The organism is Massilia sp. Masssp94, from assembly GCF_059491305.1.
Map to the genome: position 1 here is coordinate 1,986,574 of NZ_CP168501.1, position 21,906 is coordinate 2,008,479.

Genomic DNA, 21,906 nt, shown 5'->3' on the forward strand with positions numbered 1-21,906 from the left:
GTGCCCGGCGGCGCCTCGCTAACGCCAATGCGGAAGATTTAGCAAAAAATGCAGGATTTGTTATGAGTCGTGCTGCTCCTGCTGCGCGGCGCTCGCCACGCTCTTGAAAACCTTGGGCGTGCAGCCGTATTCTTCCTTGAACAGCTTGTTGAAATACGAGACGTTGGCGTAACCGACGGAGTAGGCGACCTCGGCCACGGTCACGGCGGGCGCCTCGGTGAGCAGCCGGGCCGATTCCGTCAGCCGCAGTTTTTTCAGGTAGGCCGTGAACGTCATGCCGAGTTCCGCCTTCAGTACTTCATTGACCTTGTTGCGGTTGGCGCCCGTTCCCGCGACGACGCGGTCCAGGTCCAGGTCGGGATTCGTGTAATTCGTCGCGATGAAACGCAGGACGGCCGCTTTTTCCTTGTCCTTGAACGGTTCGAGCGTCAGCTGCCGATAGGCGACGAGCGGCAAATCCTTCCTGAGCTTGCTGTCCAGGCTGGCCGCCAGTTCGCGCGCATGGGCCCGGAAAAACCAGAACGCGAACGCGCACCAACTGCCCACGAGGACGATCGCCAGCGCGACGAGATAGCGATAATCGCGACCATGCAACGTCACATGACTGATTTCCACGCGGCTGTCGCGGTCGCGCGGGGTCTGCTGGCTGACACCGAAGACGAATTTCGCCACCTGGTTCAGTTGATAAGACTGGTGCGACAGGTCGAGATGCATCCTGTCGTACCACCACTGGGGAATGGTCAGCCGCGTCAGGTCCAGCGATACGGGCGTACCCCGCTCATTGCAGGAGAAAAACGTGAGCGGCGACGGGTAGGTCAGGTAGTCGCCCGGCTTCGAGATGGCCGCGTCGAATGTCGGCAGGGCGAATATGAGGGCATTCATCGGATTGCATTTGGCCGTGAACGTGATGGTGTCGAATCTCGACAAATCCACCGGCACGGCATTGCCCTCGCCGTCCTCGAACAACATGTCGGCCGAGACGAACGGATACGTCGTCGCCCGCGTGAGCCGGAAGTCGAAACGAAGCGATCGCTGGGCGGTCTCGATGACGCGTATGGTCGAGGTACCGCCCTCCGGCGCGTCCGTCTTCGTGACCGGGCGCCAGTACAGGCCCCCGCCTCCCGGCGGCATCAGCGCGGCGGATGGGTAACTTTGGTACACGCACAGGCAGGCGATCAAAGCGTCCGCGACCAGCAACAAAAGGAGCGCATAAAGCGCTTTTTTATAGAAATTTTGCATCTTGGCTACATCGGGTGTCTCGTCAAGGAAGCTTAACGCCACCAGGCTTCAATATCGTATCAACGCTGCAGTTTTTTCTATGACGATGCGAAAATTTTCGTTTGCGAGGCTGAATTTGATATCCATTGTGGACAGCTGAAATGCAAAAAAGCCCGCTCAGTATCAACTGAACGGGCTTCTGCATATAACTAGCCTGACGATAACCTACTTTCACACTGGTTGCAGCACTATCATCGGCGCAGAGTCTTTTCACGGTCCTGTTCGGGATGGGAAGGGGTGGTACAGACTTGCTATGGTCATCAGGCATAACTTGTACGAGTGCCGCTTGCATAGTGCATGCGTCACTCTGAATCCGGAAGAAGCAGTTTTCGTAATCTGTTGTCTCAACAAACAGCTGAACCCTTGCACTGGCATGACTGCCAAGGTTATAGGGACAAGCCGTACGGGCAATTAGTATCAGTTAGCTTAATGCATTACTGCACTTCCACACCTGACCTATCAACGTCCTGGTCTCGAACGACCCTTCAAGGAGCTCAAGGCTCCGGGAAATCTCATCTCAAGGCGAGTTTCCCGCTTAGATGCTTTCAGCGGTTATCTCTTCCGAACTTAGCTACCCGGCAATGCCACTGGCGTGACAACCGGTACACCAGAGGTTCGTCCACTCCGGTCCTCTCGTACTAGGAGCAGCCCCCTTCAAATTTCCAACGCCCACGGCAGATAGGGACCAAACTGTCTCACGACGTTTTAAACCCAGCTCACGTACCACTTTAAATGGCGAACAGCCATACCCTTGGGACCGGCTACAGCCCCAGGATGTGATGAGCCGACATCGAGGTGCCAAACTCCCCCGTCGATATGAACTCTTGGGAGGAATCAGCCTGTTATCCCCAGAGTACCTTTTATCCGTTGAGCGATGGCCCTTCCATACAGAACCACCGGATCACTATGTCCTACTTTCGTACCTGCTCGACTTGTCGGTCTCGCAGTTAAGCACGCTTATGCCATTGCACTATTAGCACGATGTCCGACCGTACCTAGCGTACCTTCGAACTCCTCCGTTACACTTTAGGAGGAGACCGCCCCAGTCAAACTGCCTACCATGCACTGTCCCCGACCCGGATTACGGGCCAAGGTTAGAACCTCAAACGAACCAGGGTGGTATTTCAAGGTTGGCTCCACGAGAACTGGCGTCCCCGCTTCAAAGCCTCCCACCTATCCTACACAGATTGGTTCAAAGTCCAATGCAAAGCTACAGTAAAGGTTCATGGGGTCTTTCCGTCTAGCCGCGGGTAGATTGCATCATCACAAACATTTCAACTTCGCTGAGTCTCGGGAGGAGACAGTGTGGCCATCGTTACGCCATTCGTGCAGGTCGGAACTTACCCGACAAGGAATTTCGCTACCTTAGGACCGTTATAGTTACGGCCGCCGTTTACTGGGACTTCAATCAAGAGCTTGCACCCCATCATTTAATCTTCCAGCACCGGGCAGGCGTCACACCCTATACGTCCACTTTCGTGTTTGCAGAGTGCTGTGTTTTTATTAAACAGTCGCAGCCACCAGTTTATTGCAACCCTTTCACCCTCATGGAGTAAAACCATTCAAGCTACCGGGGCGTACCTTATCCCGAAGTTACGGTACCAATTTGCCGAGTTCCTTCTCCCGAGTTCTCTCAAGCGCCTTAGAATACTCATCTCGCCCACCTGTGTCGGTTTGCGGTACGGTCTCGTATGACTGAAGCTTAGAGGCTTTTCTTGGAACCACTTCCGATTGCTTCGTGTCACAAGGACACACGTCTCGACCCCTTGAATTACGCGCCCGGATTTGCCTAAGCGCCTTCTATGAGTCAAGAACCAACTATTCCAACAGTTGGACAACCTTCCGCGATCCGTCCCCCCATCGCATCATACGACGGTGCAGGAATATTAACCTGCTTCCCATCAGCTACGCATCTCTGCCTCGCCTTAGGGGCCGACTCACCCTGCTCCGATGAACGTTGAACAGGAAACCTTGGGCTTTCGGCGAGAGGGCTTTTCACCCTCTTTATCGCTACTCATGTCAGCATTCGCACTTCCGATACCTCCAGCATCCTTTACAAGACACCTTCTCAGGCTTACGGAACGCTCTCCTACCATATGTGCAAGCACATATCCGCAGCTTCGGTGACTGGCTTAGCCCCGTTACATCTTCCGCGCAGGACGACTCGATCAGTGAGCTATTACGCTTTCTTTAAATGATGGCTGCTTCTAAGCCAACATCCTGACTGTTTTAGCCTTCCCACTTCGTTTTCCACTTAGCCAATCTTTGGGACCTTAGCTGGCGGTCTGGGTTGTTTCCCTCTTGACGCCGGACGTTAGCACCCGACGTCTGTCTCCCAAGCTCGCACTCATCGGTATTCGGAGTTTGCAATGGTTTGGTAAGTCGCAATGACCCCCTAGCCATAACAGTGCTCTACCCCCGATGGTGATACTTGAGGCACTACCTAAATAGTTTTCGGAGAGAACCAGCTATTTCCAGGTTTGTTTAGCCTTTCACCCCTACCCACAGCTCATCCCCTAATTTTTCAACATTAGTGGGTTCGGACCTCCAGGGCGTGTTACCGCACCTTCATCCTGGCCATGGGTAGATCACCTGGTTTCGGGTCTACACCCAGCGACTGTCGCCCTGTTCGGACTCGATTTCTCTACGGCTCCCCTATTCGGTTAACCTCGCCACTGAATGTAAGTCGCTGACCCATTATACAAAAGGTACGCCGTCACCCCACGAAGAGGCTCCGACTGTTTGTATGCACACGGTTTCAGGATCTATTTCACTCCCCTCCCGGGGTTCTTTTCGCCTTTCCCTCACGGTACTGGTTCACTATCGGTCGATTACGAGTATTTAGCCTTGGAGGATGGTCCCCCCATCTTCAGACAGGATTTCTCGTGTCCCGCCCTACTTGTCGTACGCTTAGTACCACCGTTCGAATTTCGTGTAAGGGGCTATCACCCTCTATGGCCAGCATTTCCAGGCTGTTCCACTATTCGATCGACTATCACGTACAAGGCTCATCCCATTTCGCTCGCCACTACTTTGGGAATCTCGGTTGATTTCTTTTCCTGCAGCTACTTAGATGTTTCAGTTCGCCGCGTTCGCTTTGCATACCTATGTATTCAGTATGCAATGACCTAAAAGGCCGGGTTTCCCCATTCGGAAATCTGCGGATCAAAGTGTGTTTGCTCACTCCCCGCAGCTTATCGCAAGCTACTACGTCCTTCATCGCCTGTAATCGCCAAGGCATCCACCATGTGCACTTATTCACTTGTCCCTATAACGTTGGCCCCTGCATGAGTATCAGGGAACGTCATATCGACAAGAGTTCAGCTTACTATGTTTGTTGATACATACAGATTTTCTACCCTAAGTGTGCATCTGACTTTCGCCAGCTACACGCTTAAAGAAAACTTTACTTCTTCCAGATTGTTAAAGAACGAGAACTACGCTTACCTAAAACTAGCGTCTTACGTAAAGGTAGTGGTGGAGGATGACGGGATCGAACCGACGACCCCCTGCTTGCAAAGCAGGTGCTCTCCCAGCTGAGCTAATCCCCCGACGCATAACGTGGTAGGGCTGGTTGGACTCGAACCAACGACCCCCGCGTTATCAACACGGTGCTCTAACCAGCTGAGCTACAGCCCCGAAAACTCTTCTCGTTTAACTTTGAACAGTCGATAAGCGTGGGCGCTTGATGATGGAGCGTAAGCTCCCGTGCCACTCTAGAAAGGAGGTGATCCAGCCGCACCTTCCGATACGGCTACCTTGTTACGACTTCACCCCAGTCACGAATCCTACCGTGGTAAGCGCCCTCCTTGCGGTTAAGCTACCTACTTCTGGTAAAACCCGCTCCCATGGTGTGACGGGCGGTGTGTACAAGACCCGGGAACGTATTCACCGCGGCATGCTGATCCGCGATTACTAGCGATTCCAACTTCACGCAGTCGAGTTGCAGACTGCGATCCGGACTACGATACACTTTCTGGGATTAGCTCCCCCTCGCGGGTTGGCGGCCCTCTGTATGTACCATTGTATGACGTGTGAAGCCCTACCCATAAGGGCCATGAGGACTTGACGTCATCCCCACCTTCCTCCGGTTTGTCACCGGCAGTCTCATTAGAGTGCCCTTTCGTAGCAACTAATGACAAGGGTTGCGCTCGTTGCGGGACTTAACCCAACATCTCACGACACGAGCTGACGACAGCCATGCAGCACCTGTGTTCAGGTTCCCTTTCGGGCACCCCTCAATCTCTCGAGGGTTCCTGACATGTCAAGGGTAGGTAAGGTTTTTCGCGTTGCATCGAATTAATCCACATCATCCACCGCTTGTGCGGGTCCCCGTCAATTCCTTTGAGTTTTAATCTTGCGACCGTACTCCCCAGGCGGTCTACTTCACGCGTTAGCTGCGTTACCAAGTCAATTAAGACCCGACAACTAGTAGACATCGTTTAGGGCGTGGACTACCAGGGTATCTAATCCTGTTTGCTCCCCACGCTTTCGTGCATGAGCGTCAATCTTGACCCAGGGGGCTGCCTTCGCCATCGGTGTTCCTCCACATCTCTACGCATTTCACTGCTACACGTGGAATTCTACCCCCTCTGCCAGATTCAAGCCTTGCAGTCTCCATCGCAATTCCCAGGTTAAGCCCGGGGCTTTCACGACAGACTTACAAAACCGCCTGCGCACGCTTTACGCCCAGTAATTCCGATTAACGCTTGCACCCTACGTATTACCGCGGCTGCTGGCACGTAGTTAGCCGGTGCTTATTCTTCAGGTACCGTCATTAGCCCAGGATATTAGCCTGAACCGTTTCTTCCCTGACAAAAGAGCTTTACAACCCGAAGGCCTTCTTCACTCACGCGGCATTGCTGGATCAGGCTTGCGCCCATTGTCCAAAATTCCCCACTGCTGCCTCCCGTAGGAGTCTGGGCCGTGTCTCAGTCCCAGTGTGGCTGGTCGTCCTCTCAGACCAGCTACTGATCGTCGCCTTGGTGAGCCTTTACCTCACCAACTAGCTAATCAGATATCGGCCGCTCCAGGAGCATGAGGCCCGAAGGTCCCCCACTTTCATCCTTGGATCGTATGCGGTATTAGCGTAACTTTCGCTACGTTATCCCCCACTCTTGGGTACGTTCCGATATATTACTCACCCGTTCGCCACTCGCCGCCAGGTTGCCCCGCGCTGCCGTTCGACTTGCATGTGTAAAGCATGCCGCCAGCGTTCAATCTGAGCCAGGATCAAACTCTTCAGTTTAATCTCTGTTTTTGCTACTTTCGTAGCATGTCGCTCACTCAAAATACTGACCGTCACTCATTGCTGAGCAACGTATTTCTTTTGCGTGAACATTTGATAATTTAAGCATTCAGTATCACCGAAGCGATACTGGCACCTCATCAAACGCCCACACTTATCGACTGTTGATTGTTAAAGAGCTGTATTCGGTACTGCCTTGCTGCGCTTGCGAATCGTTTTGTTCGTCAGCAGCAGAGAAGTGAGATTATGCAGTGCTTCGCTTAACTCGTCAACCCCTCGCTGTTTCTGCAACACACTGAATTCGTTCGATTTCATGCGCTGCAGAAGCAGGACGCGAACTATAGCAAACCCGCCCGCATCCGTGCAAGGGGTGTTGGGAATTACATACCCTCGAAATTCGGCTTGCGCTTCTCCAGGAACGCCGCCATCCCCTCCTTCTGCGCCGGCGTACCGAAGCCCGCATGGAAGAAGCGGCGCTCATAACGTACGCCTTCGGTCAGGGTCGTCTCGAACGCGCGGTTGACCGCATCCTTGATCTGCATGGCCACCGACACCGGCATCGCGGCGATCGTCTCCGCCACTTCCAGCGCCACCGTCATCACGAGGTCGGCCGGCACGACGCGGGACACGAGACCCGTGCGCTCAGCTTCCGCCGCATCGATCATGCGCGCCGTCAGCAGCATGTCCATGGCTTTCGACTTGCCGATCGCGCGCGGGAGGCGCTGCGTACCGCCCGCGCCCGGGGTCACGCCGACCTTGATCTCCGGCTGGCCGAACTTGGCCGTCTCCGACGCGATCAGGAAGTCGCACATCATCGCCAGTTCGCAGCCGCCACCCAGCGCATAGCCGGCGACGACGCCGATCACCGGCTTGCGCACATTGAGGATGTGTTCCCAGTTGCGGCCGATGTAATTACCCGGATACGTATCGGCATACGTGTAATTGGCCATCGCGGCGATGTCGGCGCCCGCGGCGAACACCTTGTCGCTGCCGGTCAGGATGATGACGTTGACGGCCGGATCGGCGTCGAATTTGTAGAGCGCGTCGCCCAGCTCGTTCATCATGTTGTCGTTGAGGGCGTTCAGCGCCTTCGGACGGTTCAGGCGGATCACGACCACCTTGTCGTGGTGTTCGATCAGCAGGTCAGAATATTCCATGGGACACCCCTTAATAAGATGAGCCCAGATTGTAGCGCCTGAACGACGCATGTGACGTATACGGCAATCATGCGTTTGTTATCATCTACCCGTGCCCCCTCTCTCCCTCCTCAGCCGCCTGTCGACCGACCGCCAGCTGCGCAACGCCGACTTTCGCCGTTTCTGGTTCAGCAGCACGCTGACCAACTTCGGCGCCCAGATCACGCTGCTGGCCCTCCCGATCTGCGCGGCCCTGCTGCTGCACGCGACGCCAGCCCAGATGGGTACCCTGGCCGCCGTCGGCTCCCTGCCGTTCCTGCTGTTCTCGCTGCCGACGGGCGTCCTGCTCGACCGCAGCCGGCGCCTGCCCGTCATGCTGGCCAGCGATGCGATGGTCGCGCTGAGCCTCGCCAGCGTGCCGTTCGCATGGTGGCAGGGGTGGCTCAGCGTGCACTGGCTGTACGCCGTGCAGTTCATGTTGGGGACGGGATTCGTCGTGGGCGGCAGCGCGGAGCAGATCTTCCTGACGTTCCTCGTGGGCCGCGATGGCCTCATCGATGCGCAATCGAAGCTGGGCGCGACCGAATCCGCCTCGCGCCTGCTCGGTCCCGGCATCGCGGGCCTGCTCGTGCAGGCACTGGGGGCGCCTGTCGCGATCCTGTGCAACGTGGCCGGCTTTACGGTCTCGCTGTGGAATCTGCGCCGGATCCGCACGCGCGAGCCGCAACCGCAGCCGCCCCAATCGCACGTACTGCGCGACGTGGCCGAAGGATTGAAATTCGTGTGGAGCCAGCCGGTGCTGCGCCTGCTGGCGTGGACGTCCGCCTGCTGGCACCTGCTGTTCTATGGCTACACGGCGCTGTACGTGCTGTTCGCCACGCGCGTGCTGGGGATGTCGCCGGGCCTGATGGGCACCTCGCAGATGCTGGGCGGCGCCGGCGTCTTGTTGAGCTCTCTGCTATTGAAACCGCTGACGCGCCGCTTCGGCTCCGGCGGCGCCATCGCCACGGGCCTGTGCATCTCGTGCCTCGGCTTCATGCTGATGCCGACGATCCCGCGCGACCTGCTGGGCAGCCGCGCCGCCACGGCGGCCGCCTATGCCGGCGTCGTGTTCTGCCTCGATTGCGGCGGCACCCTGTTCTTCCTGCCCTATCTCGCGCTGCGCCAGCGCGTCACGCCCGATGCGCTGCTGGGGCGGATGACGTCGACGATGCGCTTCATGACGGTGGCCGTGGCGCCCATCGGCGCGGCCGGTGCCGGTGCGCTGGCCGAGCGGCTCGGCGTGCGCGGCGGCCTGACGGTCGTCGCGGCGGGCGCCCTGCTGCTGACGTTCACCACGCTGTTCGGCACCCGCCTGCACCGGATACGGCAATAAGCCTCAGTTACCCGGTCGCGGCAGCAGCGCCCAGATCTGCCCGCGCTGCTTCATGCGGCCCGCGTTGTCGGCCGCCTGGCCGCCGAAGCCGAAGAAGAAGTCCGCGCGCACGGCGCCCTTGATGGCGCCGCCCGTGTCCTGCGCCATCACGAGGCGCCGCAGCGGCACGTCGCCCGCCGGTTCCGTCGTCGACAGGAACAGCGGCGCGCCGAGCGGGATGAAGGCCGGGTCGACGGCGACGGAGCGCGTGGGCGTCAACGGCACGCCCAGGGCGCCCTTCGGGCCGACGTTCGGATCGGGCAGGCGCTCCTCGCGGAAGAACACGTAGCTCGGGTTGACGTTGAGGAGTTCCTGGCGGCGCTCCGGATGCGCGGCGATCCACGCCTTGATGCCCTGCGCCGTCGCCTCGCCCGGCGCCAACTCTCCCTGGTCGATCAGCCAGCGGCCGATCGCCTTGTACGGATGGCCGTTCTGGTCGGCGTAGGCGATGCGCACGGTGTCGCCGTCGTCCAGCTGCACGCGGCCGGAGCCCTGCACTTCGAGGAAGAACGCCTCCACGGGATCGTCGACCCACACCAGTTCCTTGCCCGGGATGCGCGCGCGCTCGATGTCGGCGCGCGTGGCGTACGGGACGACGGTCTTGCCGACGAGGCGTCCGCGCAGCCGCATGCCCTTCAGGCTCGGGTAGACGCTCGCCAGGTTCACGGTGATCAGGTCGTCCGGTACTTTATAGAGAGGCGTCTGGTATGCGCCGCCGCGCTTGCGGGCGCCGCGCAGCATCGGCTCATAGTAGCCCGTGATCAGGCCCGCGTCCGCGCCGTCGGGCGTGCGCACGAGATTCGGCACGAAATACGTCTCGAAGAACTGGCGGATGGCCGTGCCGTCGTCGGGGTCGACCGATTTGCCGGCCGCGCACGGCGCCTTCCAGTCCGGCTTCGCGCCCAGCGCGCGGCAGGAAGCCTGGAACGCAGGCCAGGCCTGGCGCAGGTCGTCCTGCTGCCAGCCCGGCAACGCATCGAACGAGACCGGCGTGAACAGGGGCGCGGGCGGCGGCGGTTGTTGCGGCTGCGCCGGCGGCTGGGTCGGCGGCACCGGCACGGGCCCGACGGGCGGCGGCAGCCTGACCGGCGGCTGCGGGGGCGGCGTCGTGGTACATGCCGCCAGCAAGGCGACGAGGGTCAATAAAGCGGGTACACTGCGGCGTGTCGAAAACATATGGGATGACAACGGAATGTGGATGCTGATGTTGGAGGCCGGCGTGGCCTTGTTCCTGCTGGTGTTCATCGTCTGGTGGACGATGTTCTCGGGCCGCAAGCCCGAGCAGAAGCCGTCCTCGACCAGGAAGAACGATACGCCCGAGATCTGATCAGTGCAATGCGTGCGGCAGCGACAGCACGAATTCGGGAATCTTGACTTCGAAACGGTGGCCGTCCTCGGCGACGAAGAAATACTCGCCGACCATCGAACCCTGCGGCGTTTCCATCTGGGTGCCGCTCGTGTATTCGAATTGCTCGCCCGGCTGCAGCAGAGGCTGGTGGCCGACGACGCCCAGGCCCCGCACTTCCTGCACCTTGTTGTTGGCGTCCGTGATCACCCAGTGACGCGAGATCAGCTGGGCCGCCACGGTGCCCGTGTTCCTGATCGTGATCGTGTAGGTGAACACGTGCTGCGTCCGCTCCGGGTGGGATTGCTCCGGCAGGTATTGGGTCCTGACGGTGATCTCGAAATCGTAGGCGGGCATGGTGTTCCTTGTTGAAATGGCAAAAGAGCGCTTGGCCCACATGATACAACGTCGGCCGAAAGCACGGCGTCGGCGTACAATGCTGGCTTTGTCTTAAGCAACCCCGGCCCATCATGACCTACCGCATCGCTCCCAGCATCCTGTCCGCCGACTTCGCCCGCCTGGGCGAGGAAGTGCGCAATGTCGTCGCCGCCGGCGCCGACATCATCCACTTCGACGTGATGGACAACCATTATGTTCCCAACCTGACGATCGGCCCGCTGGTATGCCAGGCCATCCGTCCGCACGTGCAGGTGCCGATCGACGTCCACCTGATGGTCAAGCCGGTCGACCGCATCATTCCCGATTTCGCCAAGGCCGGTGCCGACATCATCACCTTCCACCCGGAAGCGTCGGAACACATCGACCGCACGCTGCAGCTCATCCGCGACAACGGCTGCAAGGCCGGCCTCGTGTTCAACCCGGGCACCCCGCTGCACCACCTGGAACACGTGATGGACAAGATCGACATGATCCTCATCATGTCCGTCAACCCGGGCTTCGGCGGCCAGTCGTTCATCCCGGAAGCGCTGAAGAAGATCGCGCTCGCGCGCCGCATGATCGATGAATCGGGCCGCGACATCCTGCTGGAGGTCGACGGCGGCATCAAGGCCGACAACATCGCCGCCGCCGCCGCAGCCGGCGCCGACACGTTCGTGGCCGGTTCCGCCATCTTCGGCAAGCCGGACTACAAGGCCGTCATCGACGCGATGCGCGCCGAACTGGCCACCGTCTCGAAAAAGGCCGCCTGATGAAAGCCGGCGCTGCGGCGATCCGGGCCGCCATCATCGACCTGGACGGCACGATGCTGCACACCGTGCCGGATTTCGAGCTTGCGCTGAACGGCATGCGCGCGGAATTCGGCCTGGCGCCGATCACCCAGCAGATCATCGAACCGATGGTCGGCAAGGGATCGGAAAAGCTGATCCGCGACGTGCTGGCCCGCGACTACGACACGGACCGCATCGACGCCGTGTTCGACGACGCGATGGCCGCCTACCAGCGCCACTACCTCGCCATCAACGGCGAACGCGCGACCTTGTATCCGCACGTGATCGAAGGCCTGCAGGCCCTGAAGGACCTGGGCCTGCGCCTCGCATGCGTGACCAATAAACCCGTCGCGTTCACCCAGCCGCTCCTCGCGAAGAAGGGCCTCACACCCTACTTCGAGCTGGTCTACGGCGGCGACTCGTTCCCGCGCAAGAAGCCGGATCCGATGCCGCTGCTGCAGGTCTGCCGCGACTTCGACGTGGAGCCGGCGCGCGTGGTCGCGATCGGCGACTCCAGCAACGACGCCGAAGCCGCGCGCGCGGCCGGGTGCTTCGTGCTGTCGGTCCCGTATGGCTACAACCACGGAAAACCTGTGCAAAGTATTAATTCCGATGGTATAGTTGGTTCGCTACTTGAAGCGGCTGAACTGATCAGCGCTCATAACAAAGCCAACTCCTAAACCATCTACTCCATGTTTTTCGCCAAAAAACACATCGTCAACCCAACCGGTGCCCATGAGGCCTGGCTGTGGCGACGCTGGCAATCCTGGTCCATCTGACCCAAGCTGATTGCTGCCGGTGCACGCCCTGTGCACATAGATACCGGCAGGTTTTTTGAAGAAATCGCCGCCCGTTCCCCTTCCTGCGGGCGGCCCGGAGAAAAGCATGACCGAACTCGAATTCAAATCGCTCGCCACGCAAGGCTATAACCGTATTCCCCTGATCGCGGAAGCATTTGCTGATCTCGAAACCCCGCTCACCTTGTACCTGAAGCTGGCCCAGAGCCAGGACGCCGGCAAGAACACGTTCCTGCTCGAGTCCGTGGTCGGCGGCGAGCGCTTCGGCCGCTACTCCTTCATCGGCCTGCCGGCCAGGACGCTGCTGCGCACGCGCGGCAATGTCACGACGGTCGAGAAGAACGGGGAAGTCATCGAGACGCACGAAGGCAATCCGCTCGACTTCATCGAGGCCTATCAATCCCGCTTCAAGGTCGCGCTGCGCCCGGGCCTGCCCCGCTTCTGCGGCGGCCTGGCCGGCTACTTCGGCTACGACACCGTGCGCCACATCGAGAAGAAGCTGGCGCACACGGCGCCGCGCGACGAACTGGACCTGCCGGAAATCCAGCTGATGGTGACGGAAGAGCTGGCGGTGATCGACAACCTGTCGGGCAAACTGTATCTCATCGTATATGCCGATCCGTCCCAGCCCGAAGCCTACAACAAGGCCCGCCAGCGCCTGAAGGACTTGCGCGTGATGCTGCGCCGGAGCGTGGACGCGCCGGTGACGTCGAGCTCCGTACGCACCGAGGCCGTGCGCGACTTCAGCAAGGAAGACTACCTGAAGGCCGTCGCCGTCGCGAAGGAATACGTGATGGCGGGCGACCTGATGCAGGTGCAGATCGGCCAGCGCATCCGCAAGCCGTACGTGGATTCGCCGCTGTCGCTGTACCGTTCGCTGCGCTCGCTGAATCCGTCGCCGTACATGTACTACTACAACTTCGGCGACATGCAGATCGTGGGTTCGTCGCCCGAAATCCTGGTGCGCAACGAGAAGGACGCCGACGGCGGCCGCAAGGTGACGCTGCGCCCGATCGCCGGCACGCGCCCGCGCGGTTCGACGCCGGAACGCGACGCCGAACTGGCGCACGAACTGCTGAACGATCCGAAGGAAGTGGCGGAACACGTGATGCTGATCGACCTGGCGCGCAACGACATCGGCCGCATCGCCACGACCGGCAGCGTGAAAGTCACGGACCAGATGGTCATCGAGAAGTACTCGCACGTGCAGCACATCGTCTCCAACGTGGAAGGCACGCTCAAGGACGGCATGTCGAACCTGGACGTGCTGCGCGCCACCTTCCCGGCCGGCACGCTGACGGGTGCGCCGAAAGTGCGCGCGATGGAAATCATCGACGAACTCGAACCCGTGATGCGCGGCATCTACGGCGGCGCCTGCGGTTATCTCTCCTTCGGCGGCGAGATGGACGTGGCGATCGCGATCCGCACGGGCGTGATCAAGGACGGCAACCTGTACGTGCAGGCGTCGGCGGGCATCGTCGCGGATTCCATCCCCGAGATGGAATGGCTGGAAACGGAACACAAGGCGCGCGCCGTGCTGCGCGCGGCCGAGCAAGTGCAAGACGGACTGGATGGGGAGATCTGACATGCTGCTCATGATCGACAACTACGACTCGTTCACCTACAACATCGTGCAGTACTTCGGTGAGCTGGGCGAGGAAGTGCGCACCGTGCGCAACGACGAGATCACCCTCGAACAAATCGCGGACCTGGACCCGGACCGCATCTGCATCTCGCCGGGCCCGAAATCGCCGAAGGATGCCGGCGTGTCGGTGGACGTGCTGCGCGAATTCAAAGGGAAGAAGCCGATCCTCGGCGTGTGCCTGGGCCACCAGGCCATCGGCGAAGCGTTCGGCGGCAGGATCATCCGCGCCAAGCAGGTCATGCACGGCAAGACGTCGAAGATCGCGCACATCGGCGAAGGCGTGTTCAAGGGCCTGCCGAGCCCCTTCACGGTGATCCGCTACCACTCGCTGGCGATCGAGCGCGCGTCGCTGCCCGCGTGCCTGGAAGTGACGGCGTGGACGGACGACGGCGAAATCATGGGCGTGCGCCACAAGGAATTCGACATCGAGGGCGTGCAGTTCCACCCCGAGTCGATCCTGTCGGAGCACGGGCATGCGATGCTGAAGAACTTCCTCGAACGCACCGCCTGAGCAAGAACGACGTCGTTCCCGCGAAGGCGGGAACCCAAGTTGCTTGCACGCCGCACAGCAATTGGGCCCCCGCCTGCGCGGGGGCGACGAGGTGTATATTCATACTGGACCTGCCATGATCACCCCACAAGAAGCCCTCCTCCGCTGCATCGAGCACCGTGAAATCTTCCACGACGAGATGCTGCATCTGTTCCGCCAAATCATGTCCGGCGAAATCTCGCCGACGATGGTCGCCGCGCTGACCATGGGCCTGCGCGTGAAGAAGGAAACCATCGGCGAGATCACCGCCGCGGCGCAGGTGATGCGCGAATTCTCCACCAAGGTCCCGATGGCCGACACGACGCACCTCGTCGACATCGTCGGCACCGGCGGCGACGGCGCGCACACCTTCAATATCTCGACCGCGTCGATGTTCGTCGCAGCCGCCGCCGGCGCGCGCGTCGCGAAGCACGGCGGGCGCAGCGTGTCGTCGTCGTCCGGCAGCGCGGACGTCATCGAATCGCTGGGCGCGCACATCGACCTGAAACCCGAGCAGATCGCCCAGTCGATCGCGCAGACGGGCATCGGCTTCATGTTCGCCCCGAACCACCACGCGGCCATGAAGAACGTGGCCGCCGTCCGGCGCGAGATGGGCGTGCGCAGCATCTTCAACATCCTCGGCCCGCTGACGAATCCGGCGGGCGCGCCGAACATCCTGATGGGCGTGTTCCACCCGGACCTCGTCGGCATCCAGGTGCGCGTGCTGCAGCGCCTCGGCGCCCAGCATGCGCTCGTCGTCTGGGGCCGCGACAACATGGACGAAGTCTCGCTCGGCGCCGGCACGATGGTCGGTGAACTCGTCAACGGCGAAATCCGCGAATACGAGATCCACCCGGAAGACTACGGCCTCGCGATGATCGCCAGCCGCAACCTGAAAGTGGCCGACGCCACCGAATCGAAGGCGCGCATCATGGAAGCGCTGCGCGGCGAACCGGGTCCGGCCCACGACATCGTGGCGCTGAACGCGGGCACGGCGCTGTACGCGGCCGGCGTGGCGGCGTCCATCGAGGACGGCCTGCAGCGCGCCCGCACCGCCATCGCGTCGGGCGCGGCGCTGGCGAAGCTCGACCAGTTCGTGAGCGTCACGCGCCAGCTCGGCGCGGCGAGCTGACATGTTCGGCATCCACGACCTCGCGCTGTTCGTCGTGTCCGGCCTGCTGCTGAACATCATGCCGGGGCCGGACTCGCTGCTCATCATGACGCGCAGCGCGACGCAGGGCTGGCGCGCCGGCAGCGCGGCGGCCCTCGGCATCGGCACGGGCACCTTCGTGCACATCTTCGCTGCGGCGCTCGGCCTGTCGGCGATCCTGGCCACGTCGGCCGCCGCGTTCACCGTCGTCAAGCTGCTTGGCGCCGCGTACATCCTGTACCTGGCTGTCGGCATGCTGCTCAGCAAGCGCGGCGACGGTGCCGCCGCTCAGCCGCTCACCGTCGCCCCGCTGCCCCTGCGCCGCATCTACGCGCAAGGCATCCTGACGAACGTGCTGAACCCGAAGGTGGCGCTGTTCTTCCTCGCCTTCGTCCCGCAATTCATCGACGCGAACGCGCCGCACAAGGCGGCCGCCTTCCTGATCCTGGGCGCCATCTTCAACATCAACGGCATGTTGTGGTGCCATGCGCTGGCGCTGTTCACCGCGCAGGCACGCGCGCGCCTGAAACCGAATCCCGCCGTCGCGCAATGGCTCAACCGCGCCACCGGCGGCCTGTTCGTCTGGCTCGGCGTCAAGCTGGCGCTGGCGAAACAACACTGAATACCACCATGTCCGATATCCTGAACAAGATCCTCGACGTCAAAGCCACGGAAGTCGCCGCGGCCAAGCAGCAGCGCGATTTCAACAGCCTGCGCCGCGACGTCGAAAGCGATGCCGCCCTGCGCGCCGACCTGCGCGGCTTCGAGGCGAGCCTGCGCCGCAGCATTGACGCGGGCCGTGCGGGCGTGATCGCCGAAGTGAAAAAAGCGTCGCCGTCGAAAGGCGTGATCCGCGCCGACTTCCGTCCGGCCGAGATCGCCCGGAGCTATGCCGCGGGCGGCGCATCGTGCCTGTCCGTCCTGACCGACGTGCAATTCTTCCAGGGCTCGCCCGAGTACCTGAAGCAGGCGCGCGCCGCGTGCAACCTGCCCGTGATCCGCAAGGATTTCATCATCGACCCGTACCAGGTATACGAAGCCCGCGCGATGGGTGCGGACGCGATTCTGCTGATCGTCGCTGCGCTGGATCATGGCCTGATGGCGGATCTTGAGGCATGTGCCCAGGAACTCGGCATGGACGTGCTGGTCGAAGTCCATGACGGCGACGAACTGGATGCGGCCCTGAAGCTCAATACGCGCCTGCTGGGCATCAACAACCGCAACCTGCGCACTTTCGAGGTCACGCTCGACACGACCATCGGCCTGCTGCCGCGCATTCCGGCGGAACGGCTCGTGGTCACGGAGTCCGCGATCCTGGCGCCCGCCGACGTCAAGCGCATGCGCGACGCCAACGTGCATGCGTTCCTGGTGGGCGAAGCGTTCATGCGCGCGCCCGATCCCGGCACGGAACTCAAACGCTTATTCGACTGACATGAACACGATCATCCGCGCAGGCCTCGTTCTCGTTATCTCGATCGCAGGCCTGGGCGGATGCTCGAGCGTCAGGACGGCCACCGAGGCTGTCACCTCTTCCGTCGGACGTATCTTCCATCCCGCCTCGCCGACGGCCCCCGCGCCCGCTGGCCTGGACGACTACAAGACCCAGGTCGCGCACCACGTGGCCGACCACAATCCCGAACGCGCCTGGACGGGCACCTTGCCGCCCATGCTGCCGGCCATCGTCGTGCTCGAGATCACCGTCGACCGCGACGGCCAGCTGGCGGACGTGGCCGTGCAGCGCTCGCGCAATCCGGATGCGTCCGAGATCGCGCTGGCGTCCGTGCGGCGCAGTTCGCCGCTGCCGCCCCCGCCGGCGGGCCGGCTCACGTTCTCCGAAACCTTCCTGTTCGCGGACAGCGAGCGGTATCAGCTGCGCAGCCTGGCGGGGCCGCAGGCGTCGGAATCGCCGTCGCCGTGACCATGCGCGACGGGTGCGCCTGCTCGACAATATTCGGTCTATAATTATTTGTTACATTTTTACACATTTGATATTCATGTCGACAATACAGCGCAGGAACAATGTCCGGCTGGCGGGCACCGGCCCGGCGACGATGGTGTTTGCCCACGGCTTCGGCTGCGACCAGACCATGTGGCGGTTCCTGGCGCCGGCCTATGAGGATCGCTTCCGCACGATCGCGTTCGACCTGGTCGGCAGCGGCGGTTCCGACCTGTCCGCGTACGACCGCGACAAGTACGGCACCCTGCACGGCTACGCGGACGACCTGCTCGAGATCGTCGACGACTGCGCGACCGGTCCCGTCATCTTCGTCGGCCATTCCGTCAGCACGATGATCGGCCTGCTGGCCACGATCAAGGCGCCGGAAAAATTCGTCGCGCAGGTCATGGTGGGCCCGTCGCCCTGCTACATCAACGACGGCGACTACGTCGGCGGGTTCAGCCGGGAAGACATCGACGAGCTGCTCGAGACGATGGACGCCAATTACCTCGGCTGGTCGAGCAGCCTGGCGCCCGCAATCATGGGCGTGCCCGACCGTCCGGAACTGCGCAAGGAGCTGACCGAGAGCTTTTGCCGCAACGATCCCGAGATCGCCAAGCATTTCGCCCGCGTGACGTTCCTGTCCGACCACCGCGCGGACGTGCCCCGTTCGACCGTGCCGGCGTTGATCCTGCAATGCAGCGACGACCTCGTGGCGCCCCGTGCCGTCGGCGACTTCCTGCACCGGCACCTGCCGGGCAGCGTCCTGCACGTCATCGAGAACGTCGGTCATTGCCCGCACATGAGCGCGCCCACGGAAAGCTCGCGCGCCATCGACAACTTCCTCGCGCACGCACTGCGCTGACATCCGTGCCGACCGCGCCCTCCGGCGACATCCTGTTCGATCAAGCCGCCTGCGCATTGCTGCTGACGGAGGCCGACGGCGTGATCCTGAGGGCGAACAGCATGGCGTGCACGTGGCTCGGCTATGCGGAGGAGGAGCTCGTCGGCAAGGTGCGCATGCAGGATCTGCTGCCGGTGGGCGCCCGCCTGTTCTACCACACGCATTGCCAGCCGATCCTGCAGGTGCAGGGCTCCGTGGCCGAGATCCAGGTCGACCTGCGCAACAAGCGCCAGGAGCGCCTGCCCATGCTGATCAACATCAGCCGCCGCCAGGAAGCGGACGACATGATCGACCACTGGGCCCTGTTCAAGGCCTCCGACCGGCGCGCGTACGAACGCGAACTGCTGGCGGCCCGCAAGGCGGCGGAAGCGGCGCTGGACGCGCGCCGCAGCGCCGAGGAGGAGTTACAAAAGCTGAATGCGCAGCTGTCGGCCGCGGACCGGCGCAAGGACGAATTCCTCGCAACCCTGTCGCATGAACTGCGCAACCCGCTCGCGCCGATGCGCAGCGCGCTCGACGTCCTCAAGCTGAAGTTCGGCCACGGAACGGACAACCGCCTGCTCCAGGCGTTCGACCGGCAGATGCGCCACCTGACGCGCCTCGTCGACGACCTGATGGAAGTCTCGCGCATCACGCAGGGCCGCATGCAGCTGCAACGCGCGCCGGTGGAATTGTCCGCCCTCGTGCAGGGCGCGGCACACGACCTCGCCGCGACGATGGAAGCGGCGCGCCACACGCTGCGCCTGTCCATCGCGGCGCCGCCCGTGGTCGTGGACGGCGATGCGACGCGGCTCGCGCAGGTCGTCATCAACCTGCTCACCAACGCGGCCAAGTACACGCCGGATGGCGGCACGATCGAGCTGCGGCTGTCGTGCGACGACGGCACGGCCGAGATCAGCGTGCGCGACAACGGCATCGGCCTGCCCGCCTCGGCGCTCGCCACCGTCTTCAACATGTTCTCGCAACTCGAACCGGCGCTCGAACGGTCGAAAGGCGGCCTCGGGATCGGCCTGGCGCTCGTGCGCGGGATCGTCGAACTGCACGGCGGCAGCGTGCATGCGGACAGCCCGGGACCGGGCCTGGGCAGCACGTTCACGATCCGGCTGCCGCTGGCGCAAGGCAGCGTGTGGGCGCCGTCTTTGCAGGCACCGTCCGGAACGGCGGCGCCGGCCCAACTGCGCGTCCTCGTCGTGGACGACAACGAGGATGCCGCCGAGACGCTGGCGATGACGCTGGAGCTGCACGGCTGCGAGGTGAGAACGGCGGCGACGGCCGCCCGGGCGCTGGAGATGCTCCCCGGCTTCGCGCCGGCCGTGGCCCTGCTCGACATCGGCCTGCCGGACATGAACGGCTACGAACTGGCGCGCCGCGTGCGCCAGCTGTCTGCGGGGGCCGGCATCACGCTGATTGCGACGACCGGGTGGGGCCAGCAGAAGGACCGCGAGCGGGCGTTCGCGGCCGGGTTCGACCGTCACCTCACCAAGCCGATCGATTTCGATCTCTTGCGATCCTATCTGCCGAATTAACTTGCGCTCGGCCGCTTCACCGCCGGCCCCTTGCGCGTGCCCGGCGCCACCGAGATCTGCACGCACGGCACGCGGTCGCCCTGCAGGGTGACGTCGAACGCCATCAGCTCGTCGCGGCGGAACGCGTGCACGCTCACCGTGTCGCCCACGCGGTAGCGCGCGAGCAGCTGGTCCAGGTTGGACGGGTTGCCGTTCACGCGCAGGCTGTCGACGGCGATCAGGATGTCGCCGGCCGACAGGCCCGCCTGGTGCGCCGCGCCGCCTTCGTGCACCTGCGTCAGCTTGACGCCGGCGGCGTCGCGGCCGATGCCGGCGTCCAGCGACGGCTTGGCGTTCTTGCGCTCTTCCGTCACCTTCACGCTGAACGGCGCGTACAGCTTGGCCAGCGGGATGTCTTCCGTGCCGCGGATGTAGCGGTCGAAGATCGACTTCAACCGCACGCCGCTCACCTCGTCGAACAGGCTTTCCACCTCCTGCTCGGTGACCCCGCGCCCACCTCCTTCCTTGCCTTTGTAGAAGTCGCGGCCGTAGCGGTCCCACAAGGCGAGCATGATGTCGTCCAGCGACTTCGCGCCTTCCGTCTTCGCGCGGATCGTCAGGTCGAGCGCGAGGCCGACCAGCGAACCCTTGGTGTAATAGCTGATGATCGCGTTCGGCGCGTTCTCGTCCTGGCGGTAGTACTTGCTCCAGGCGTCGAAGCTGGACTCGGCAATGCTCTGCTTCGTGCGGCCCGTGCCGCGCAGGACGCTGCCGACCGTCTTGCCGAGCAGCTTGAAGTACGTGGCCTCGCTGATGATCCCGCTGCGCACGAGCATCAGGTCGTCGTAATAGCTCGTAAAGCCCTCGAACAGCCAGAGCAGCGGCGTGTAGTTCTCGACCTGCAGGTCATACGGCGCGAACACGGCCGGCTTGATGCGCTTGACGTTCCAGGTGTGGAAGTACTCGTGGCTGCACAGGCCCAGGAACTTGATGTAGCCCTCGTTCGGCTCGGCGGTCTTCGGCGCGGCCGTCGTCGGCAGGTCGGTGCGCGCGCAGATCAGCGCGGTCGACGCGCGGTGTTCCAGGCCGCCGTAGCCATCGCCGACGACCATCGTCAGGAACACGTAGCGGTCCATCGGCGCCTTCTTCGTCTTCGGCTCGAAGAACGCGATCTGCGTCTCGCAGATGGCTTTCAGGTCTTTTTCCAGGCGCGCCATGTCCAGGTTCGGCACGCGGCCCGTGATGACGATGTCGTGGCGTACGCCGTGCGCGGTAAAGCCGCCCAGCACGAAATCGCCCATCTCGACGGGGTGGTCGATCAGCTCATCGTAGTCGCGCGCGACATAGGTGCCGAAGCCGTAGCGCTTCGCGCCCCCTTCCGGCAGCGAGGTGGCCACGCGCCACGTGCGGGCGGCCGGGTCGCCCGGACGCTGGATGTCGACCTGGTGCGGCCGCGTCTCCTGGCCCACGACGCGCAGGAACACGCTCGTGCCGTTGAAGAAGCCGTGGGTCTGGTCCAGGTGGGCGGCGCGCACCGACAGGTCCCACGCATACACCTCGTAATGCAGCGTCAGCGGCCCGGCGACGGGCGCGGCCTGCCAGCTATGCTTGTCCAGCTTCGTGAGACGGACCGCTTCCCCCCGGGCCTCGGCGCGGATGCGCACGATGTTGCGCGCGAACTCTCGGATCATGTAGCTGCCCGGGATCCAGGCCGGCAGCGCGAACACCTGCCCGTCCGGATGCGGCTCCGCCACGGTGACGGTGACGTTGAACAGGTGCCCGGCGAGGTCCTTCGGGACGATGGTGTACTGGATGGCCGGCGGCTGCTTCTGGGGTGCTTTTTTCATATGACG

The 21,906-nt window shown here is 62.3% G+C and carries 17 protein-coding genes, 2 tRNA genes and 3 rRNA genes; 12 read left to right on the top strand and 10 right to left on the bottom strand.

The window, feature by feature from the left end; genetic code table 11:
- Window positions 1-60: 60 nt before the first annotated feature.
- The 7 genes from ACEN9G_RS08705 to ACEN9G_RS08735 form a co-directional block, all read right to left on the bottom strand.
- Window positions 61-1,239: a helix-turn-helix domain-containing protein gene (locus tag ACEN9G_RS08705; protein ID WP_495605537.1), complete on the bottom strand. Its 1,179-nt coding sequence runs from the start codon at window positions 1,237-1,239 to the stop codon at window positions 61-63.
- A gap of 191 nt (window positions 1,240-1,430) precedes the next feature.
- A 5S ribosomal RNA gene (rrf, locus tag ACEN9G_RS08710) occupies window positions 1,431-1,543 on the bottom strand.
- 125 nt (window positions 1,544-1,668) lie between these two features.
- Window positions 1,669-4,546, bottom strand: a 23S ribosomal RNA gene (locus tag ACEN9G_RS08715).
- A 207-nt stretch (window positions 4,547-4,753) separates the two neighbouring features.
- Window positions 4,754-4,829: transfer RNA gene (locus tag ACEN9G_RS08720), tRNA-Ala, on the bottom strand.
- A gap of 11 nt (window positions 4,830-4,840) precedes the next feature.
- A tRNA-Ile gene (locus tag ACEN9G_RS08725) sits at window positions 4,841-4,917 on the bottom strand.
- Window positions 4,918-4,998: 81 nt separating this feature from the next.
- Window positions 4,999-6,526, bottom strand: a 16S ribosomal RNA gene (locus ACEN9G_RS08730).
- The 16S, 23S and 5S rRNA genes sit together here with 2 tRNA genes alongside, the layout of an rRNA operon.
- Before the next feature lie 380 nt (window positions 6,527-6,906).
- Window positions 6,907-7,683: an enoyl-CoA hydratase gene (locus ACEN9G_RS08735; protein ID WP_160406459.1), complete on the bottom strand. Its 777-nt coding sequence runs from the start codon at window positions 7,681-7,683 to the stop codon at window positions 6,907-6,909.
- A 91-nt stretch (window positions 7,684-7,774) separates the two neighbouring features.
- Between ACEN9G_RS08735 and ACEN9G_RS08740 the strand changes: the two genes are divergently transcribed.
- Window positions 7,775-9,037, top strand: coding sequence for an MFS transporter (locus tag ACEN9G_RS08740; protein WP_413344705.1), 1,263 nt, complete (start codon window positions 7,775-7,777; stop codon window positions 9,035-9,037).
- A gap of 3 nt (window positions 9,038-9,040) precedes the next feature.
- Here the strand turns inward: ACEN9G_RS08740 and mltA are convergent, their stop codons facing one another.
- Complete coding sequence (mltA, locus tag ACEN9G_RS08745) at window positions 9,041-10,252, bottom strand: murein transglycosylase A (RefSeq protein WP_413386514.1); 1,212 nt, start codon at window positions 10,250-10,252, stop codon at window positions 9,041-9,043.
- Window positions 10,253-10,274: 22 nt separating this feature from the next.
- Between mltA and ACEN9G_RS08750 the strand changes: the two genes are divergently transcribed.
- Window positions 10,275-10,403 carry a hypothetical protein gene (locus ACEN9G_RS08750; RefSeq protein WP_267873821.1) on the top strand — a complete coding sequence of 43 codons (129 nt, stop codon included), beginning with the start codon at window positions 10,275-10,277 and terminating at the stop codon, window positions 10,401-10,403.
- Here ACEN9G_RS08750 and apaG read toward each other — a convergent pair whose 3' ends face one another.
- Window positions 10,404-10,778: a Co2+/Mg2+ efflux facilitator ApaG/CorD gene (gene apaG, locus ACEN9G_RS08755; protein ID WP_413340250.1), complete on the bottom strand. Its 375-nt coding sequence runs from the start codon at window positions 10,776-10,778 to the stop codon at window positions 10,404-10,406.
- A 110-nt stretch (window positions 10,779-10,888) separates the two neighbouring features.
- Between apaG and rpe the strand changes: the two genes are divergently transcribed.
- The 10 genes from rpe (at window position 10,889) to ACEN9G_RS08805 (ending at window position 20,074) form a co-directional block, all read left to right on the top strand.
- The gene (rpe, locus tag ACEN9G_RS08760) at window positions 10,889-11,569 is read left to right on the top strand and encodes a ribulose-phosphate 3-epimerase (protein ID WP_413340269.1); all 681 of its coding nucleotides are present in this window, start codon (window positions 10,889-10,891) and stop codon (window positions 11,567-11,569) included.
- Window positions 11,569-12,267 (top strand): phosphoglycolate phosphatase, encoded by a 699-nt coding sequence (locus ACEN9G_RS08765; protein ID WP_413340252.1) that lies wholly within the window; start codon window positions 11,569-11,571, stop codon window positions 12,265-12,267. Before rpe ends, ACEN9G_RS08765 begins: the two co-directional genes overlap by 1 nt.
- Window positions 12,268-12,472: 205 nt before the next feature.
- Window positions 12,473-13,969 (top strand): anthranilate synthase component I, encoded by a 1,497-nt coding sequence (trpE, locus tag ACEN9G_RS08770; RefSeq protein ID WP_056129359.1) that lies wholly within the window; start codon window positions 12,473-12,475, stop codon window positions 13,967-13,969.
- Window position 13,970: 1 nt separating this feature from the next.
- Window positions 13,971-14,540 (top strand): anthranilate synthase component II, encoded by a 570-nt coding sequence (locus tag ACEN9G_RS08775; RefSeq protein WP_413340254.1) that lies wholly within the window; start codon window positions 13,971-13,973, stop codon window positions 14,538-14,540.
- A 115-nt stretch (window positions 14,541-14,655) separates the two neighbouring features.
- Window positions 14,656-15,690 carry an anthranilate phosphoribosyltransferase gene (gene trpD, locus ACEN9G_RS08780; RefSeq protein ID WP_413340256.1) on the top strand — a complete coding sequence of 345 codons (1,035 nt, stop codon included), beginning with the start codon at window positions 14,656-14,658 and terminating at the stop codon, window positions 15,688-15,690.
- A gap of 1 nt (window position 15,691) precedes the next feature.
- Window positions 15,692-16,330 (top strand): LysE family translocator, encoded by a 639-nt coding sequence (locus tag ACEN9G_RS08785; protein WP_413340257.1) that lies wholly within the window; start codon window positions 15,692-15,694, stop codon window positions 16,328-16,330.
- Window positions 16,331-16,338: 8 nt separating this feature from the next.
- Window positions 16,339-17,139, top strand: coding sequence for an indole-3-glycerol phosphate synthase TrpC (gene trpC, locus ACEN9G_RS08790; RefSeq protein ID WP_413340259.1), 801 nt, complete (start codon window positions 16,339-16,341; stop codon window positions 17,137-17,139).
- A gap of 1 nt (window position 17,140) precedes the next feature.
- Window positions 17,141-17,626, top strand: a complete 486-nt coding sequence (locus ACEN9G_RS08795) for a TonB family protein (protein ID WP_413340260.1) — start codon at window positions 17,141-17,143, stop codon at window positions 17,624-17,626.
- 76 nt (window positions 17,627-17,702) lie between these two features.
- A complete protein-coding gene (locus tag ACEN9G_RS08800) occupies window positions 17,703-18,509 on the top strand; it encodes an alpha/beta fold hydrolase (protein WP_413340262.1) in 807 nt (268 codons plus the stop codon).
- 5 nt (window positions 18,510-18,514) lie between these two features.
- Window positions 18,515-20,074, top strand: coding sequence for a hybrid sensor histidine kinase/response regulator (locus ACEN9G_RS08805; protein WP_413340264.1), 1,560 nt, complete (start codon window positions 18,515-18,517; stop codon window positions 20,072-20,074).
- On the opposite strand, the gene ACEN9G_RS08810 is transcribed toward ACEN9G_RS08805, so the two are convergent.
- Window positions 20,071-21,900: a M61 family metallopeptidase gene (locus tag ACEN9G_RS08810; protein WP_413340265.1), complete on the bottom strand. Its 1,830-nt coding sequence runs from the start codon at window positions 21,898-21,900 to the stop codon at window positions 20,071-20,073. The two genes, ACEN9G_RS08805 and ACEN9G_RS08810, sit on opposite strands and share 4 nt — an antisense overlap.
- Window positions 21,901-21,906: the final 6 nt, after the last annotated feature.

Excerpts from the sequence above, each read along its gene's own strand:
- ACEN9G_RS08765 (WP_413340252.1), top strand. The coding sequence starts at position 11,569 with ATGAAAGCCGGCGCTGCGGCGATCCGGGCCGCCATCATCGACCTGGAC.
- apaG (WP_413340250.1), bottom strand. The coding sequence starts at position 10,778 with ATGCCCGCCTACGATTTCGAGATCACCGTCAGGACCCAATACCTGCCG.
- ACEN9G_RS08810 (WP_413340265.1), bottom strand. The coding sequence starts at position 21,900 with ATGAAAAAAGCACCCCAGAAGCAGCCGCCGGCCATCCAGTACACCATC.
- ACEN9G_RS08705 (WP_495605537.1), bottom strand. The coding sequence starts at position 1,239 with ATGCAAAATTTCTATAAAAAAGCGCTTTATGCGCTCCTTTTGTTGCTG.
- ACEN9G_RS08795 (WP_413340260.1), top strand. The coding sequence starts at position 17,141 with ATGAACACGATCATCCGCGCAGGCCTCGTTCTCGTTATCTCGATCGCA.
- ACEN9G_RS08735 (WP_160406459.1), bottom strand. The coding sequence starts at position 7,683 with ATGGAATATTCTGACCTGCTGATCGAACACCACGACAAGGTGGTCGTG.
- ACEN9G_RS08775 (WP_413340254.1), top strand. The coding sequence starts at position 13,971 with ATGCTGCTCATGATCGACAACTACGACTCGTTCACCTACAACATCGTG.
- ACEN9G_RS08785 (WP_413340257.1), top strand. The coding sequence starts at position 15,692 with ATGTTCGGCATCCACGACCTCGCGCTGTTCGTCGTGTCCGGCCTGCTG.
- trpC (WP_413340259.1), top strand. The coding sequence starts at position 16,339 with ATGTCCGATATCCTGAACAAGATCCTCGACGTCAAAGCCACGGAAGTC.
- ACEN9G_RS08800 (WP_413340262.1), top strand. The coding sequence starts at position 17,703 with ATGTCGACAATACAGCGCAGGAACAATGTCCGGCTGGCGGGCACCGGC.
- mltA (WP_413386514.1), bottom strand. The coding sequence starts at position 10,252 with ATGTTTTCGACACGCCGCAGTGTACCCGCTTTATTGACCCTCGTCGCC.
- trpD (WP_413340256.1), top strand. The coding sequence starts at position 14,656 with ATGATCACCCCACAAGAAGCCCTCCTCCGCTGCATCGAGCACCGTGAA.
- trpE (WP_056129359.1), top strand. The coding sequence starts at position 12,473 with ATGACCGAACTCGAATTCAAATCGCTCGCCACGCAAGGCTATAACCGT.
- ACEN9G_RS08750 (WP_267873821.1), top strand. The coding sequence starts at position 10,275 with ATGCTGATGTTGGAGGCCGGCGTGGCCTTGTTCCTGCTGGTGTTCATC.